Source organism: Pseudomonas syringae pv. tomato str. DC3000, assembly GCF_000007805.1.
GTDB lineage: Bacteria > Pseudomonadota > Gammaproteobacteria > Pseudomonadales > Pseudomonadaceae > Aquipseudomonas > Aquipseudomonas avellanae.
The window spans coordinates 234,179-247,661 of sequence record NC_004578.1; the positions used below are offsets into that span (position 1 = coordinate 234,179).

The window sequence follows — 13,483 nt, forward strand, 5'->3', positions numbered from 1 at the left end:
TCATCACGGTGTTGGTGAAAGCAATCATGTCATTGAACAGCGGATCAAGGAACGGCGTTGATTGATGTAATGGCTGCGGGCACTTATTCAGTGCCCGCAGCGGCTTGCTTAACAGTCTTCTTCAAGTCGCAACAGATCATCCAGTGGCTGACGCCGTCTGATTAATCGTTCCTGCCCGTCATCAACCAACACTTCTGCCGCGTGGGTGCGGCTGTTGTAGTTGGAAGACATGGACGCGCCATAAGCCCCTGCATCATGAAAAACCAGGTAGTCGCCCACCTGCGCGACGGGCAGTAGACGGGACTCGACGATCCCGCCTTCGGCCTGCGTGAACACATCTCCAGACTCGCACAGTGGCCCCGCTACAACTGTTTCCTGCATCGGCAGCGGTTCGTCGCGCGAGGTGATCAGGGACATCTCGTGATAGCTGCCATACAGCGAAGGACGCATCAGGTCGTTGAACCCTGCATCGACCAGCGTGAAGTGCTTGCCGCCCATGTGCTTGGTAGCACGGACCTCGGACACCAGCACACCGGCCTGCGCGACCAGAAAACGGCCGGGCTCGATTTCCAGACGTATCGGGTGCCCGAGATGGGCTTCGATGCGTTTTCTGGCGTGGTCCCACTGAGCGAAATAGTGGCTGGTATTGATCGGCAGTTCGCCTGCGCGATAGGGCACTGATAAACCGCCACCTGCCGAGATGGCTTCAATATCGTGGTCCATTTCAACAACCAGTTCTGCCATGGTGCTGCAGACCTGCTGGAGGTGTTGGTAATCGACCCCCGAGCCGATGTGCATATGCAGGCCGACCAGATGCAGCCGGTAATAGTGGACGAGCGTCAGCGCATCCTGCAGGTGCGTATGCCAGATGCCGTGCTTGCTGTTTTCGCCGCCGGTGTTGGTCTTGCGGCTGTGGCCGTGGCCAAAGCCCGGGTTGATTCGCAGCCATACACGGTGGCCGGGGGAAAGCGCGCCCAGTTGATGCAGCATGTCGATCGAGCCGACATTCACCTCGACCTGTGCCTCGACCACGCGCTGCAGGGTGGCTCGGTCAAACACATCGGCAGTGAACACGACACCGGCCGCGCCCTGAGTGGTTTGGGCGCTGAAGCCTGCGTGCAGGGCGCGCTCCAGTTCCCCCAGTGAGACGGCATCCACCGCCGCGCCAGCGTCGCGCAACAGGCGCAGGATATGAAGGTTGGAACAGGCTTTTTGCGCAAAGCGCACTGTGTCGAATGCAGCCAGTTGCTGAACACGCTTTTTAATCAATTGGCCGTCGTACACCCATAGCGGAGTGCCGTATTGATCGGCCAGTCTGGACAGCTGGCTGTCAGCGAGGGTTTTCATATCAACATGCCTCGGGTAAACGGCGTGCCTGAAGCACGGGCAGAACGGAAATGACCAGCACCGGAATCACGACCAGGCCGATGCCTGCCAGGGTCGTTGCGCCCAGTGGTTCATAGAGAAGGGCGACTGCGAATATGACGCCGAAGATCGGTTCGAGCGCCAAAAACATGCCGCCTGCGTTTGCGGGAATAGAGCGCATGCCCATGTTCCAGAGCCAGCCCGCGCCCAGGCTGCAACCAACGCCCAGATACAGCAATGCGGACGCGCCCTGAGTCGAGAGGTTGACCTGCCAGTCGTTGGTCAGGAACAAGGCAAACGGGATGAGCATGATGGTGCCCAGCACCGTTGTCAGCGCGGTGAAGGCGTTGACCGACAGGCTCTGCATCCAGATTTTCGACCAGCGTACCCAGATGGCGACTACCACCGTCGAAAGCAGAACCAGCAAGCAGCCAAGAAAGTTGGCGCCGCTGGGCCATCCCATCACCAACAGCACGCCGGCCAGTGCGACCGTGCCGAGCAGCAGATGAAGCGCAGTCATCTGTTCGCGCCAGATCAGCCAGCCGACCAGCATCACCATCAACGGCTCAAAGCCGATCATCAACGTTGCACTGGTTGCACTGGTGTATTGCAGCCCCATGAATTGCAGCAGGAAAGTGGCCGGGATCATCAGAAAAGACAGCAACAACAGTGCGCCCCATCGTGATGAGGGAACGCTGCGCACCGACCTGCAGAAAACCGGCAGCCAGAACAGACCCGCCATGGCGAAGCGGGCCAGCACAATCAGCGGCGCGTCAGCGACACCGAAGGCTATTTTCCCCGCGACGAACGATGTTCCCCACAGAAATGCAGCCGCCAGCACATACAGATAAGGGATCATCAGGCGACCCCCACTCGATGGGGGAAGTGCCCCAGTTCAAGCATCGATTGAGCATGCGGGCTGGGGTAATGCTCGTGGCCGACGATGGCGTTGATGATTGTTGCCGCGCGCCACGAATTCAGCGACAGGTTTGGCTCGCTGACGCCGTGGCTGTGCCTGGCCGCATTGAGCAGGAATATTTTCCCGGGCCCGCGATAACCGAGCGAGAAGTCCAGACGAACAACGGGCTCATCATGGGCGAACTCGATGTCGTCCAGCAGGTTCTCCAGCACGGCGGGTATTGCGTCCTGCTTGTAGCCGGTGGCCAGTACAATCCGCTCGGCGTTGATGACGTCTGTGCCGCCGGTATCCAGCTCCCTGATATCGAGCAGGTACCCGTCTGCGGTGGGCCTGATGTCTTCGACCCGGCGCGAATGCATCAACCGGCACGGAGCACCGTCCTCGACAAAACGCAGGTGATACAGCCGCTGATAGAGCGCTTCCAGCGTTTCCGGGGATATCCCGTCGCTGGTCAGCGTGTGTTGCGCAAGCAACTGATGTTTTTTCGACCGTTCCAGGCCCCAGAAATACTCCACATAGGCCGGCGTGTAGAGTTCATTGGCAAAGTGCGATTCATCGAGCGGCGCCAGGTGCGTGCGCGAGCTTACCCAGACAATCTCGCTGGGCGGAACGCTTTGCCCTAACAGGTCCAGGACGATTTCCGCGCCGCTTTGGCCGCCACCGATCACGGCGACCCGACGCCCTGCCAGCGCCTGCCGTTTGAACAGGTAGTCGCTGCTGTGAAACACCTGCTCCCCCAAAAGAGGCATTGCCATGACCGGAACAGACGGACGTGGTCCGGTGCCGACAATCAGGTTGCGGGCGATGTAAGCACCGGTGTCGGTGAACACCTCGAACCCACAGGCATGAGGTTTTACCGTTCTGACCTCCTGCCCCCACTGCACGGCAGGCAGGGACCTTGCGGCCCATTGCAGGTATTGGTTGAATTCCCGGCGGGTGGTTCTTTGAAAGCCGGCGTTCACGTACTGATAAAGGCGCTTGTGCTGGTGAAGAAAGGCCAGAAAGGAGAAGGCGCTGGTGGGGTCGGCGAAACTGACCAGGTCCTTGAGAAAACTGTTCTGAACCGTTGTGTTGTCCAGCAGCATTCCGGCATGCCAGCAGAACTGACTCTGCTTCTCCAGAAACAGATGCCTTACATCCTTGAGAGGATGAAGGAGCGCCGCAACGCTCAGGTTAAACGGACCCGCACCTACTCCCACCGCATCAAATATTTGAGCGTCCATCGGTCTTCCCTACCTTGATTATCGCGTGTGCATCAAAGGTGCCACTGCGCTAAGGGCGGCATGATGGGCAAAGACGGTGCACTCATAAAATATCAATATTCAGCAAGTCCATTCATTTATGATATGGCTCTGTCGAAGGCAATGAGTGCGGTCCATGTCAGTAACGTTGCGCCACATAGAAGTGTTCCGAGCCGTCATGACGTCAGGCAGCGTGACGGAAGCCGCCAACATGCTGAACACCTCTCAGCCGACGGTAAGCCGCGAGCTGGCGCGCTTCGAATTGCTCACTCAGCTCACATTGTTCGATCGCGTACGCGGGCGACTAAGGCCTACGGCGCAGGCGTTGTCACTGTTCGAGGAGGTGCAGCGGGCCTACTTCGGGTTGGGGCGTATTCTGAGCACGGCGGCGTCACTGCGAGAGTTCGAGCACGGCCAGTTATCCATCGCCTGCCTGCCGGTGTTTTCACAGTCGTTGTTGCCGAAAGCGTGCCAACGCTTTTTTGCCCAGTTCCCCAAAGCCAGCATGAGCATCACGCCGCAGGAATCACCGTTGCTGGAAGAGTGGCTGTCGGCTCAGCGCTACGACCTAGGGCTGACCGAAGTGGCGAGCGCGCCTCCGGGCACAGAGCTGGTGCCGTTGATGGTTGTGGACGAGGTGTGTGTATTGCCCGTCGGCCATCCGCTTCTGGCAAAACAGGTGCTGGCACCCGAGGACTTTGCCTCTAAACCCTTCATCAGCCTGTCCAGCCTGGACAGCTACCGGCAGCAGATAGACGAGATTTTCCGCCTGGCCCAGGTAGAGCGGCAGATGGTGCTGGACACCCACAGTGCCGCCTCGGTCTGCGCCATGGTACGCGAGCGAATCGGGCTGGCCATCGTCAACCCGCTCACTGCGCTGGACTTTGTCGGGCAGGGTCTGGAGATCCGGCCGTTTACGGCGTCGATACCGTTCACGGTCAGCCTTGTCAAACCGCTGCACCGACCTGCGTCCAGGCTGGTCGGGCTGTTTGAAGAAGCATTGCGTGAGCAAGCCTCGATCGTCGAGGCACGATTGGCGGCGATCAATGTGCCAATCGCTGCCGGGCCTTGAAGGGGGGGGCGCTTATGCAAAAGCAGGAAAGGCTGTTTCCTGCATGAGCTGCCGAATCACTTGATGCCGCAATAACTGAAGAAACCCTATGGGCGGGATACAAATTCCAGCACCCGCTGCAGCATGGCGTCACAGGCTTCAAGCTGTTCGATGCGGATGAACTCGTCCGGCATGGGCCGAAGGGTCGGATTGTAGGCTGCGATGATAGCAAATAAAATCTTGCGTTAACGAATAACGTTAAGCTTTAATCATGATTGTGAGTTTTAAGTGCGTGCACACGAGATATCTCTTTTTACAAGGCAAGACGCGGCTGTGGCCATCGATTAAATCTGTTGCCGAGCGCAAGCTCGCAATGCTTGATGCTGCTACCTCGATTTTGGATCTGCGCTCTCCTCCCGGCAATCGACTAGAGGCGCTTGATGGAAGTCGTTCTGGCCAATACAGCGTACGTATAAACGCTCCATTCAGGATTTGCTTCGTTTGGAGCATCAACGGTCCCGAGGACGTAGAAATTGTCGATTATCACTGAGGTGCTCCAATGAACAAAAACGGAATGCGCCCCGTCCATCCAGGCGAGGTTCTGAAAGAGGAATATCTTGAGCCGATGGGGCTGACCGCCGCAGCGTTGGCCAGGGCCCTTAAGGTTTCTACGCCGACGGTGAACGACATCGTGCTCCAGCGCAGAGGTGTGAGCGCTGATGTAGCGCTGCGTCTGGCTGTATGCCTGGAGACGAGTCCTGAGTTCTGGCTTAACCTGCAGCTTGCCTACGATCTGCGCAAGGCAGAGACAGAGAAGGGCGCGCAGATTCGTGAGCAGGTCAAATGTCTGGCCCACTGCGCTTGATAACTGTCACCCGTCAGCGCAGTCAATGAGCCCTTATTCAGCCTTTTCAGAGCCAGCCTTCTCAGCCCCGCCGACCTTACCTTCCAGCTCGGCCATCTTGGCCTCCAGCGCCTCAAGGCGGGCACGGGTGCGGGCGAGGACGGCCATCTGGCTGTCGAATTCTTCGCGACTGACCAGGTCCAGCTTACTGAAACCGCTTTGCAGCAGGGCTTTGAACTGGGTTTCGAATTCGCTGCGAGGTACCGGCGTTTCGCCGTTGAACAGGCGCGAGGCGTGGCCGCTGAGGGCATCGAGGAAAGCTTTGGGCGCGAGCATGATGATTTTCCTGAATCAGATGGGCAGCAGTGTAACATGCAGCGTCTATAGTCAATTCCGAGGGCGCAAGGTGCACGCTTATGGCGCGCTGGGGCGGGCACATAAGCACCATTGTTGTGCATTACCCCCATTGCAATACATGCCTGATGAAGCGAAACGCATCCAAGGGCCTGTATTCAATGAATATTCACGAGATGGCAAGCTTTCTGCTTAGTGGCTAATGACCCATGCACTGATGCAGTCGCTGTGACGAATGCAGTGCGGCAGGCGGAGCGGGGAAGTGTTTCGTCAGAAGCGGTTTTCTGGAGTTGGTCTGGCCTGATCAGGCGGCCGACACGTTACAAAGCCAGACACTGCGCTTAGACTTGAGTCGGGTTTGTTTTCCTGGGGCAAGTCCACCAATTCGGGAGAAAGTTTTCATGAAGCTAGTCACTGCCATCATCAAGCCGTTCAAATTGGATGACGTGCGCGAGTCGTTGTCTGAAATCGGCGTGCAGGGCATCACTGTTACTGAAGTCAAAGGCTTCGGGCGTCAGAAGGGTCACACCGAGCTGTATCGCGGTGCTGAGTATGTCGTCGACTTCCTTCCTAAGGTGAAGATCGATGTCGCCATCGATGACAAGGATCTGGATCGTGTGATCGAAGCCATAACCAAGGCTGCCAACACTGGCAAGATCGGTGACGGCAAGATTTTCGTGGTCAATCTGGAACAGGCCATTCGCATCCGTACCGGCGAGACCGATACAGACGCAATTTAAGCCGCCAAAACCCCAACGCCCCAGGAGAAAACAATATGACTCTGCGTCAATTCGCAGGGCTCGGTGCCCTGTTGTCCCTCGCAATACCTGGTCTTGCCCTGGCGGCTGACCCAGTGGCCGAGCCGGTGCTGAACTCTGGCGACACCGCATGGATGCTGACCGCGACCGCTCTGGTCCTGTTCATGACCATTCCCGGTCTCGCGCTGTTCTACGGCGGCATGGTCCGTTCAAAAAACATCCTGTCCGTGATGATGCAGTGTTTCGCCATCACCGGCCTGATCAGCATCCTGTGGGTCGTTTACGGTTACAGCATCGCGTTTGACACAACCGGTATGGAAGCTGGCGTCGTCAACTTCAATTCCTTCTTTGGCGGTATGGGTAAAGCGTTCCTGGCGGGTATCACGCCTGCAAGCCTTACCGGTCCTGCTGCATTGTTCCCTGAGGCGGTGTTCGTCACCTTTCAGATGACCTTTGCGATCATCACTCCAGCCCTGATCGTCGGTGCTTTCGCAGAACGCATGAAGTTCTCCGCGATGCTGATTTTCATGGGTATCTGGTTCACGCTGGTCTACGCGCCAATTGCCCATATGGTCTGGGGCGGCGTCGGTGGCTTGATGTGGGACTGGGGCGTTCTGGACTTCGCAGGTGGCACCGTGGTGCACATCAACGCCGGTGTAGCCGGTCTGGTGGCTTGCCTGGTACTGGGCAAGCGCAAAGGCTTCCCGACCACCCCGATGGCTCCGCACAATCTGGGTTACACCCTGATCGGCGCAGCGATGCTCTGGGTTGGCTGGTTCGGTTTCAACGCCGGTTCCGCCGCTGCGGCCAACGGCACTGCCGGTATGGCGATGCTGGTGACGCAAATCGCTACCGCTGCCGCCGCGCTGGGCTGGATGTTCGCCGAGTGGCTGACGCACGGTAAGCCAAGTGCGCTGGGCATCGCTTCGGGTGTGGTTGCCGGTCTGGTTGCCATCACCCCGGCGGCCGGTACAGTTGGCCCGATGGGCGCGCTGATCATCGGTCTGGCGGCAGGCGTGATCTGCTTCTTCTGCGCCACCAGCCTCAAGCGCAAGCTTGGCTACGATGACTCCCTGGATGCGTTCGGCGTTCACGGTATCGGCGGTATCGTCGGCGCGATCCTGACCGGTGTGTTCGCAGCACCTGCACTGGGCGGCTTCGGCACGGTGACTGACATCGGTGCTCAAGTCTGGATTCAGTTCAAGGGCGTCGCGTTCACCGTCGTCTACACCGCGATCGTGACCTTCATCATCCTCAAGGTACTGGATGCAGTGATGGGTCTGCGGGTTACCGACGAGGAAGAGTCTGTCGGTCTGGACCTTGCGCAACACAACGAGCGTGGCTACAACTTGTAAGCAGCCGCCGATGCAAAAAAGAATGCCCGGTCTCCGGGCATTTTTTTGTCTGACATTTGCGGATCAACCGCGCTTTTTTGCTGTCATTGATCTTGCCCGTGTCAATGATTTCGGCAGCGTGACGCAGCGCAGGTAACGATGTAGCAGCAGTCTTCGTCAACTTGCAGGGAAGCCGGTTTATTGCGCGCTTTGCTTTTTCCTCAGTCGAGTTAGAATGCGCGCCGAAGGTGCGGAGAACGGTATGTGGCATCAATCCAGGATTGCCTTGCGCGCCAGGTCTCGCGGGTTTCATCTGGTGACTGACGAGATCGTCGCAGGCTTGCCTCAGTTGCGCGATTGTCGTGTCGGCCTGCTTCACGTATGGCTGCAACATACCTCGGCTTCGTTGACCGTCAACGAAAATGCCGATCCGGCAGTTCGTCGTGACTTCGAGCGTTTTTTCAACCGTCTGGTGCCTCAGGGCGTGGACGGCTACGAACATGACGACGAAGGCCCTGATGATTTGCCCGCGCATTTCAAGGCCAGTTTGCTGGGCTGCCAGTTGTTTTTGCCGGTGACGGCAGGCCGACTGGCGCTGGGCACCTGGCAAGGTATTTATCTGGGCGAACATCGAGACGCGGGTGGGTCTCGTAACGTCCTGGCCACCCTTCAGGGTGAGTACGCATAACCGCTGGAGACAGCGGTTGTTGAATTTTTCCGGTTGCCTTAGCAATTCTGGGCGGCTGGGCTATAACTAATCAGCTTTCGCAAGTCATGAGGTAGAACATGAGCGACGACGATACTAACGACGATCTGGTAGACGACCTGGAAGGCGAAGAGGACGGTGAGGAGCTTGCAGCTGCTTCCCCGGAAGACGACTCGGCCGAACCAGACGATTCCGACGTCCCGGCAGCGCCCGCAAAAGGCAAGGCCAAGGCTGCGGTCTCGGTTGACGAGCTGCCTAGCGTAGAAGCCAAGAACAAAGAGCGTGATGCTCTGGCGCGTGCGATGGAAGAATTCCTGGCGCGTGGCGGCAAGGTGCAGGAAGTGGAGGCCAATGTGGTCGCCGATCCGCCCAAAAAGCCAGACAACAAATACGGCAGCCGCCCGATTTAAGGTGGCAGACGCTGTATGAGAAAAAGCCCGCCGTCGCTGCGGGCTTTTTCTATTGTGGGCGTCTCAGGCTGTTTTCAGGCCCAGCGCGCCAGTACTTCCGGCAATTGCGACAGGTTGTGAATCTCGGCATCCGGCAAGCGATCTGCGTCCCATGCCTTGCCCTGCGGGTTGTACCAAATGGCGCGCATGCCCGCCTGTTGTGCGCCGGCAATGTCGTCGCTGGGGTGGTCGCCGACGTGCACGGCCGCGCTGGCATCGACTTTTGCACGGCGCAGCGCTTCGAGAAACGGGGCCGGGTCGGGCTTGCCGATGCCCAGGTCCTCGGCACACAGGGCAAAGGCAAAGTAGTCGGCCAGCCCCAGGCGACGCACGTCAGCATTGCCGTTGGTGATAACGCCGAGCGTGAAGGTCTTGGCGAGAATTTCCAGAGTGGGCTGCACCTCCGGGAAAATCTGCACTTGATGGCGGCCATGCAGAAAGACTTCAAAGCTCTCGTCGGCCAGTTGCTGAGCTTCGTCGGAGTCGTAGCCAGCATCTTCAAGGGCGTGAAACAGCACGCGGCGTCGCAGTGCACTGATCCGGTGCTTGAACGAAGGGTCTTCGTCCAGCAGGCGTGAGCGGATTTCCCACAGATGCTCCACGGGGACCGGCCCGAGCTTTGGCGCCTGCTCGGCCAGCCAGTCACGCAGCGCGGCTTCTGCGCCGACAATGGCAGGCGCGGTGTCCCAGAGCGTGTCGTCGAGATCGAACGTCACCAGCTTAATCATCTGCAGCTCCTTTACGCTTGGCTCGGGGGTGGGCACTGTCATAGACAGTGGCCAGGTGCTGGAAGTCCAGGTGCGTGTATATCTGCGTGGTCTTGATGTCCGCGTGACCGAGCAGTTCCTGCACCGCGCGCAAGTCCTGTGACGACTCCAGCAGATGGCTGGCAAAGGAGTGACGCAGCATGTGCGGGTGCAGGTTCTGCCCCAGTTCGCGCTCACCGGCGGTCTTGATCCGCAGTTGAACGGCGCGCGGGCCGAGGCGTTTGCCTTGCTGGCTGACGAACACGGCGTCGTCCTGCGGGTTGGTCAGGGCGCGAAGCGGCAGCCAGGTTTCCAGTGCCTGGCGTGCCTTGCTGCCGACCGGCAATACGCGGGTCTTGCTGCCTTTGCCCAGCACCTGCACCAGCCCGTCGCGCAGGTCCAGTTGGTCGAGGTTCAAGCCGGTCAGTTCGGACAGCCGCAACCCTGATGAGTAAAGCAGCTCCATGATGGCCTGATCGCGATGAGCCAGAAAATCATCTTCAACGCCACCGTCCAGCAATTGCGCCGTGCGGTCGGTATCCAGCGTCTTGGGCAGGCGTCGTTCGCCTTTGGGCGGAGACAGGCCGTTGGCAGGGTCGTGCTGGCAGAGGCCTTCACGGTTCAGGTACTTGTAGAAGCCGCGCACTGCCGACAGCATTCTCGCCAGGCTGCGCGAGGACTGGCCTTGCTGATGCTGGCGGGCGGTGAAGCTGCGCAGGTGCTGGATATCCAGATCATTCCAGCTCGACAGCCGGGCTTTCTGGCAATACGCCAGAACCTTGCTCAGGTCGCGTCGGTAGGCTTCAAGTGTGTGCGGCGACACCTGGCGCTCACTGCGCAGGTGCATGCAGTAGGCGTCCAGATGCTGTTCCACGGCTAGCGGACCGAACGCAGCGAATGGGCGAAGCGGGGCAGCAGACGGCTCAGTACGTCAGCGATATAACTGAGGAACAGCGTGCCGACCGAGCTTTTGTAATGCTGTGGGTCACGGCTGCCGATGGCCAGCACGCCATGCAGGCCCAGATGGTTAAGGCTGGCGATGGCGGTCGAACCGACTTCCTTGCCTTGCTCGGCACCGAACAGAAATGCCAGCTCATGCTCACGCAGCGCGCCGCAGATGATCTTCTCGCCAATCAGACCGCCGATGGCTTTCTGTGCCTCGGCACTGCTGACCCAGCGGCCCACTGGCATCGGGCTGTCGCTGAATAGAATCAGGCTGACGAAAGGCACCTGAAAATCCTGGCGCAGGCTGTCTTCCACGGCGATCACCAGCTCGTCCAGGCTGGTGGCGTCCATCAGCGCGAGGTTCAGGCGACGGGTTTTCTCGAACAGACGGTCGTTGTCGCGTGCCACGTCCATCAGTTGTGAGAGGCGATGGCGCATTTCGATGTTGCGCTCGCGCAGCAGATTGAGCTGACGCTCGACCAGCGAGACGGTGTCGCCACGCTGGTGAGGAATGCGCATCGACACCAGCAGCTCGTCATGCTCGGCGAAGAATTGAGGATGCTCAAGCAGGAAAGCGATGACCGCTTCTGCTTCAAGGTCTGGCGCTGCGCTATCGACAGGCGATTCGCTGGGGGTGCCGGTTGAAGCGGGAGGCTGATCGGTCATCGTAGTTACTCGCTTAAAGACGAACTTGGCCTTCGTAGACCCTTGTAGCAGGGCCGGTCATCATGACAGGGTGTCCCGGGCCTGCCCACTCGATGGACAGGCGACCTCCGGGCAGGTCGATCAGCAATGGCGAATCCATCCAGCCCTGGCTGATGGCGGCCACTGCCGCTGCGCAGGCCCCGGTGCCGCAGGCCTGGGTTTCCCCGGCGCCGCGTTCCCAGACGCGCAACTGCGCACGCTGGCGGTCCACAACGTGCAGGAAGCCGACGTTGACCCGTGCCGGAAAGCGCGGGTGATGTTCGATCTTCGGGCCTAGTGTGTGCACAGGCGCATTGTTGATGTCATCGACGCGCAGCACGGCGTGAGGATTGCCCATCGACACGGCCGCCAGCTCGACTGTCTGCCCGTCTACGTCGAGCGAGTAGCTTTTGGCTTGCTCCGCGGCCTGAAACGGGATCTCTTCCGGCACGAGGCGCGGCGGTCCCATATCGACGCTGATCTGCCCGTCGCTGCGGATCTCCAGCTCGATAATGCCGCCTTTGGTCTCGACGCGTATCTGTTTCTTGGCGGTCAGACGCTTGTCGAGTACGAAGCGGGCAAAGCAGCGTGCGCCGTTGCCACACTGTTCGACTTCGGAGCCGTCCGAGTTGAAGATCCGGTAGCGAAAGTCCACGTCCGGGTTGTTCGGTGCCTCGACCAGCAACAGCTGATCGAAACCGATGCCGGTGTGGCGGTCGCCCCATTGTTTGGCGTGCTTGGGCAAAATGTGCGCGTGCTGACTCACCAGGTCCAGGACCATGAAGTCGTTACCCAGCCCGTGCATCTTGGTAAAACGCAGCAGCATGGGGTTACTCCGGCAGCAGGCTTTCGCCAGCGAACAGCTCGGCCACGGTTTCGCGACGACGCACTTCAAACGCCTGGGTACCGTCGACCAGTACCTCAGCGGCACGGCCACGGGTGTTGTAGTTAGAGCTCATGACAAAACCGTAAGCGCCGGCCGAATGCACCGCCAGCAGATCGCCTTCAGCCAGTGCAAGCTCGCGGCCCTTGGCAAGGAAATCGCCGGTTTCGCAGATCGGCCCGACGATGTCGTACGCACGCGGTTCGCTGTCACGCGGGCGCACCGCCGTGACGTCCATCCAGGCCTGATACAGGGCAGGGCGGATCAGGTCGTTCATCGCCGCATCGACGATGGCGAAATCCTTGTGCTCGGTATGCTTGAGGTACTCGACCTGGGTCAGCAGCACGCCCGCGTTGGCCACGATAAAGCGCCCCGGCTCGAACAGCAGGCCCAGATCACGCCCGGCAAGGCGTTCGCGTACCGCTTTGATGTAATCGCCCGCCAACGGGGGCTCTTCATGGCGATAACGCACACCCAGGCCGCCACCCAGATCGATGTGGTGCAGGTGAATGCCGCAATCGCCCAGGCGATCGACCAGATCCAGCAGGCGATCCAGCGCATCGATGAACGGCTCGAGCGTGGTTAGCTGCGAGCCGATGTGGCAATCGACGCCGATCACTTCCAGGTTTGGCAACTGCGAGGCGCGAATGTAAACGTCTTCGGCAGCCGCGATGGCGATGCCGAACTTGTTTTCTTTCAGGCCGGTGGAGATGTAGGGGTGAGTGCCTGCGTCCACGTCCGGGTTGACGCGCAGCGAGATCGGCGCGCGAACGTTGAGTTCGGCGGCGACTTCCTGCAGGCGCTCAAGCTCGTCGGTGGATTCGACGTTGAAGCAGTGCACGCCGACTTCAAGGGCGCGACGCATGTCTTCACGGGTTTTGCCGACGCCGGAGAACACGATTCTTTCGGCTTTGCCGCCAGCGGCCAGCACGCGTTCCAGTTCGCCACGCGACACAATGTCAAAACCGGCGCCAAGACGCGCCAGGACATTGAGCACACCCAGGTTGGAGTTGGCTTTCACGGCGAAGCAGACCATGTGCGGCATGCCGCTCAGCGCATCGGCGAAGGCACGGTACTGCGCTTCGATATGAGCGCGCGAATAGACATAGGTCGGCGTGCCGAAACGCTCGGCAATGGCAGACAATGCTACCCCTTCCGCGAACAGCTCACCGTCGCGGTAGTTGAAGGCGTCCATGGGATTCCC

16 protein-coding genes are annotated in these 13,483 nt (G+C 59.5%); 7 read left to right on the forward strand and 9 right to left on the reverse strand.

What is annotated here, in order from left to right:
• Positions 1-108: 108 nt before the first annotated feature.
• The 3 genes from lysA (PSPTO_RS01110) to PSPTO_RS01120 are packed head-to-tail and all read right to left on the reverse strand — an operon-like array spanning position 109 to position 3,507.
• Positions 109-1,347 (reverse strand): diaminopimelate decarboxylase, encoded by a 1,239-nt coding sequence (lysA, locus tag PSPTO_RS01110; RefSeq protein ID WP_011103031.1) that lies wholly within the window; start codon positions 1,345-1,347, stop codon positions 109-111.
• Position 1,348: 1 nt separating this feature from the next.
• Positions 1,349-2,224, reverse strand: a complete 876-nt coding sequence (locus tag PSPTO_RS01115) for a DMT family transporter (RefSeq protein WP_011103032.1) — start codon at positions 2,222-2,224, stop codon at positions 1,349-1,351.
• Positions 2,224-3,507, reverse strand: a complete 1,284-nt coding sequence (locus PSPTO_RS01120; RefSeq protein WP_011103033.1) for a lysine N(6)-hydroxylase/L-ornithine N(5)-oxygenase family protein — start codon at positions 3,505-3,507, stop codon at positions 2,224-2,226. Before PSPTO_RS01120 ends, PSPTO_RS01115 begins: the two co-directional genes overlap by 1 nt.
• Positions 3,508-3,661: 154 nt before the next feature.
• Here PSPTO_RS01120 and PSPTO_RS01125 point away from each other — a divergent pair, with 154 nt between their 5' ends.
• From PSPTO_RS01125 to PSPTO_RS01135, 3 genes are all read left to right on the forward strand, one after another.
• Complete coding sequence (locus tag PSPTO_RS01125) at positions 3,662-4,597, forward strand: LysR family transcriptional regulator (protein WP_011103034.1); 936 nt, start codon at positions 3,662-3,664, stop codon at positions 4,595-4,597.
• A 250-nt stretch (positions 4,598-4,847) separates the two neighbouring features.
• Positions 4,848-5,126: a type II toxin-antitoxin system RelE/ParE family toxin gene (locus PSPTO_RS01130; protein ID WP_011103035.1), complete on the forward strand. Its 279-nt coding sequence runs from the start codon at positions 4,848-4,850 to the stop codon at positions 5,124-5,126.
• 9 nt (positions 5,127-5,135) lie between these two features.
• Positions 5,136-5,441, forward strand: coding sequence for a HigA family addiction module antitoxin (locus PSPTO_RS01135; RefSeq protein WP_005739893.1), 306 nt, complete (start codon positions 5,136-5,138; stop codon positions 5,439-5,441).
• A 33-nt stretch (positions 5,442-5,474) separates the two neighbouring features.
• Here PSPTO_RS01135 and PSPTO_RS01140 read toward each other — a convergent pair whose 3' ends face one another.
• Positions 5,475-5,756: an accessory factor UbiK family protein gene (locus PSPTO_RS01140; protein WP_005768515.1), complete on the reverse strand. Its 282-nt coding sequence runs from the start codon at positions 5,754-5,756 to the stop codon at positions 5,475-5,477.
• A 419-nt stretch (positions 5,757-6,175) separates the two neighbouring features.
• Here PSPTO_RS01140 and glnK point away from each other — a divergent pair, with 419 nt between their 5' ends.
• From glnK to sutA, 4 genes are all read left to right on the forward strand, one after another.
• Positions 6,176-6,514 carry a P-II family nitrogen regulator gene (gene glnK, locus PSPTO_RS01145; RefSeq protein ID WP_002555808.1) on the forward strand — a complete coding sequence of 113 codons (339 nt, stop codon included), beginning with the start codon at positions 6,176-6,178 and terminating at the stop codon, positions 6,512-6,514.
• A 35-nt stretch (positions 6,515-6,549) separates the two neighbouring features.
• Positions 6,550-7,887 (forward strand): ammonium transporter, encoded by a 1,338-nt coding sequence (locus tag PSPTO_RS01150; RefSeq protein ID WP_005739890.1) that lies wholly within the window; start codon positions 6,550-6,552, stop codon positions 7,885-7,887.
• Between the two features lie 241 nt (positions 7,888-8,128).
• The gene (locus tag PSPTO_RS01155) at positions 8,129-8,554 is read left to right on the forward strand and encodes a secondary thiamine-phosphate synthase enzyme YjbQ (protein ID WP_005768513.1); all 426 of its coding nucleotides are present in this window, start codon (positions 8,129-8,131) and stop codon (positions 8,552-8,554) included.
• Between the two features lie 98 nt (positions 8,555-8,652).
• Positions 8,653-8,982, forward strand: coding sequence for a transcriptional regulator SutA (gene sutA / locus PSPTO_RS01160; protein ID WP_005768511.1), 330 nt, complete (start codon positions 8,653-8,655; stop codon positions 8,980-8,982).
• A gap of 74 nt (positions 8,983-9,056) precedes the next feature.
• Here the strand turns inward: sutA and PSPTO_RS01165 are convergent, their stop codons facing one another.
• From PSPTO_RS01165 to lysA (PSPTO_RS01185), 5 genes are read right to left on the reverse strand one after another with little or no spacing between them, the layout of a single operon-like run.
• Complete coding sequence (locus PSPTO_RS01165) at positions 9,057-9,749, reverse strand: HAD family hydrolase (RefSeq protein ID WP_005768510.1); 693 nt, start codon at positions 9,747-9,749, stop codon at positions 9,057-9,059.
• Complete coding sequence (gene xerC, locus PSPTO_RS01170) at positions 9,742-10,641, reverse strand: tyrosine recombinase XerC (protein WP_007246535.1); 900 nt, start codon at positions 10,639-10,641, stop codon at positions 9,742-9,744. The genes PSPTO_RS01165 and xerC overlap by 8 nt, the downstream gene beginning before the upstream one ends.
• Positions 10,642-10,643: 2 nt before the next feature.
• A complete protein-coding gene (locus tag PSPTO_RS01175; RefSeq protein WP_011103037.1) occupies positions 10,644-11,378 on the reverse strand; it encodes a DUF484 family protein in 735 nt (244 codons plus the stop codon).
• Positions 11,379-11,391: 13 nt separating this feature from the next.
• A complete protein-coding gene (gene dapF, locus PSPTO_RS01180; protein ID WP_011103038.1) occupies positions 11,392-12,222 on the reverse strand; it encodes a diaminopimelate epimerase in 831 nt (276 codons plus the stop codon).
• A 4-nt stretch (positions 12,223-12,226) separates the two neighbouring features.
• Positions 12,227-13,474: a diaminopimelate decarboxylase gene (gene lysA / locus PSPTO_RS01185; RefSeq protein WP_011103039.1), complete on the reverse strand. Its 1,248-nt coding sequence runs from the start codon at positions 13,472-13,474 to the stop codon at positions 12,227-12,229.
• Positions 13,475-13,483: the final 9 nt, after the last annotated feature.

Bases quoted from the DNA above. Each gene is read 5' to 3' on its own strand.
- PSPTO_RS01115 (WP_011103032.1), bottom strand. From the start codon at position 2,224: ATGATCCCTTATCTGTATGTGCTGGCGGCTGCATTTCTGTGGGGAACA.
- PSPTO_RS01175 (WP_011103037.1), bottom strand. From the start codon at position 11,378: ATGACCGATCAGCCTCCCGCTTCAACCGGCACCCCCAGCGAATCGCCT.
- PSPTO_RS01155 (WP_005768513.1), top strand. From the start codon at position 8,129: ATGTGGCATCAATCCAGGATTGCCTTGCGCGCCAGGTCTCGCGGGTTT.
- lysA (WP_011103031.1), bottom strand. From the start codon at position 1,347: ATGAAAACCCTCGCTGACAGCCAGCTGTCCAGACTGGCCGATCAATAC.
- lysA (WP_011103039.1), bottom strand. From the start codon at position 13,474: ATGGACGCCTTCAACTACCGCGACGGTGAGCTGTTCGCGGAAGGGGTA.
- sutA (WP_005768511.1), top strand. From the start codon at position 8,653: ATGAGCGACGACGATACTAACGACGATCTGGTAGACGACCTGGAAGGC.
- PSPTO_RS01130 (WP_011103035.1), top strand. From the start codon at position 4,848: ATGATTGTGAGTTTTAAGTGCGTGCACACGAGATATCTCTTTTTACAA.
- glnK (WP_002555808.1), top strand. From the start codon at position 6,176: ATGAAGCTAGTCACTGCCATCATCAAGCCGTTCAAATTGGATGACGTG.
- PSPTO_RS01165 (WP_005768510.1), bottom strand. From the start codon at position 9,749: ATGATTAAGCTGGTGACGTTCGATCTCGACGACACGCTCTGGGACACC.
- PSPTO_RS01135 (WP_005739893.1), top strand. From the start codon at position 5,136: ATGAACAAAAACGGAATGCGCCCCGTCCATCCAGGCGAGGTTCTGAAA.
- dapF (WP_011103038.1), bottom strand. From the start codon at position 12,222: ATGCTGCTGCGTTTTACCAAGATGCACGGGCTGGGTAACGACTTCATG.
- PSPTO_RS01150 (WP_005739890.1), top strand. From the start codon at position 6,550: ATGACTCTGCGTCAATTCGCAGGGCTCGGTGCCCTGTTGTCCCTCGCA.
- PSPTO_RS01120 (WP_011103033.1), bottom strand. From the start codon at position 3,507: ATGGACGCTCAAATATTTGATGCGGTGGGAGTAGGTGCGGGTCCGTTT.
- PSPTO_RS01140 (WP_005768515.1), bottom strand. From the start codon at position 5,756: ATGCTCGCGCCCAAAGCTTTCCTCGATGCCCTCAGCGGCCACGCCTCG.
- PSPTO_RS01125 (WP_011103034.1), top strand. From the start codon at position 3,662: ATGTCAGTAACGTTGCGCCACATAGAAGTGTTCCGAGCCGTCATGACG.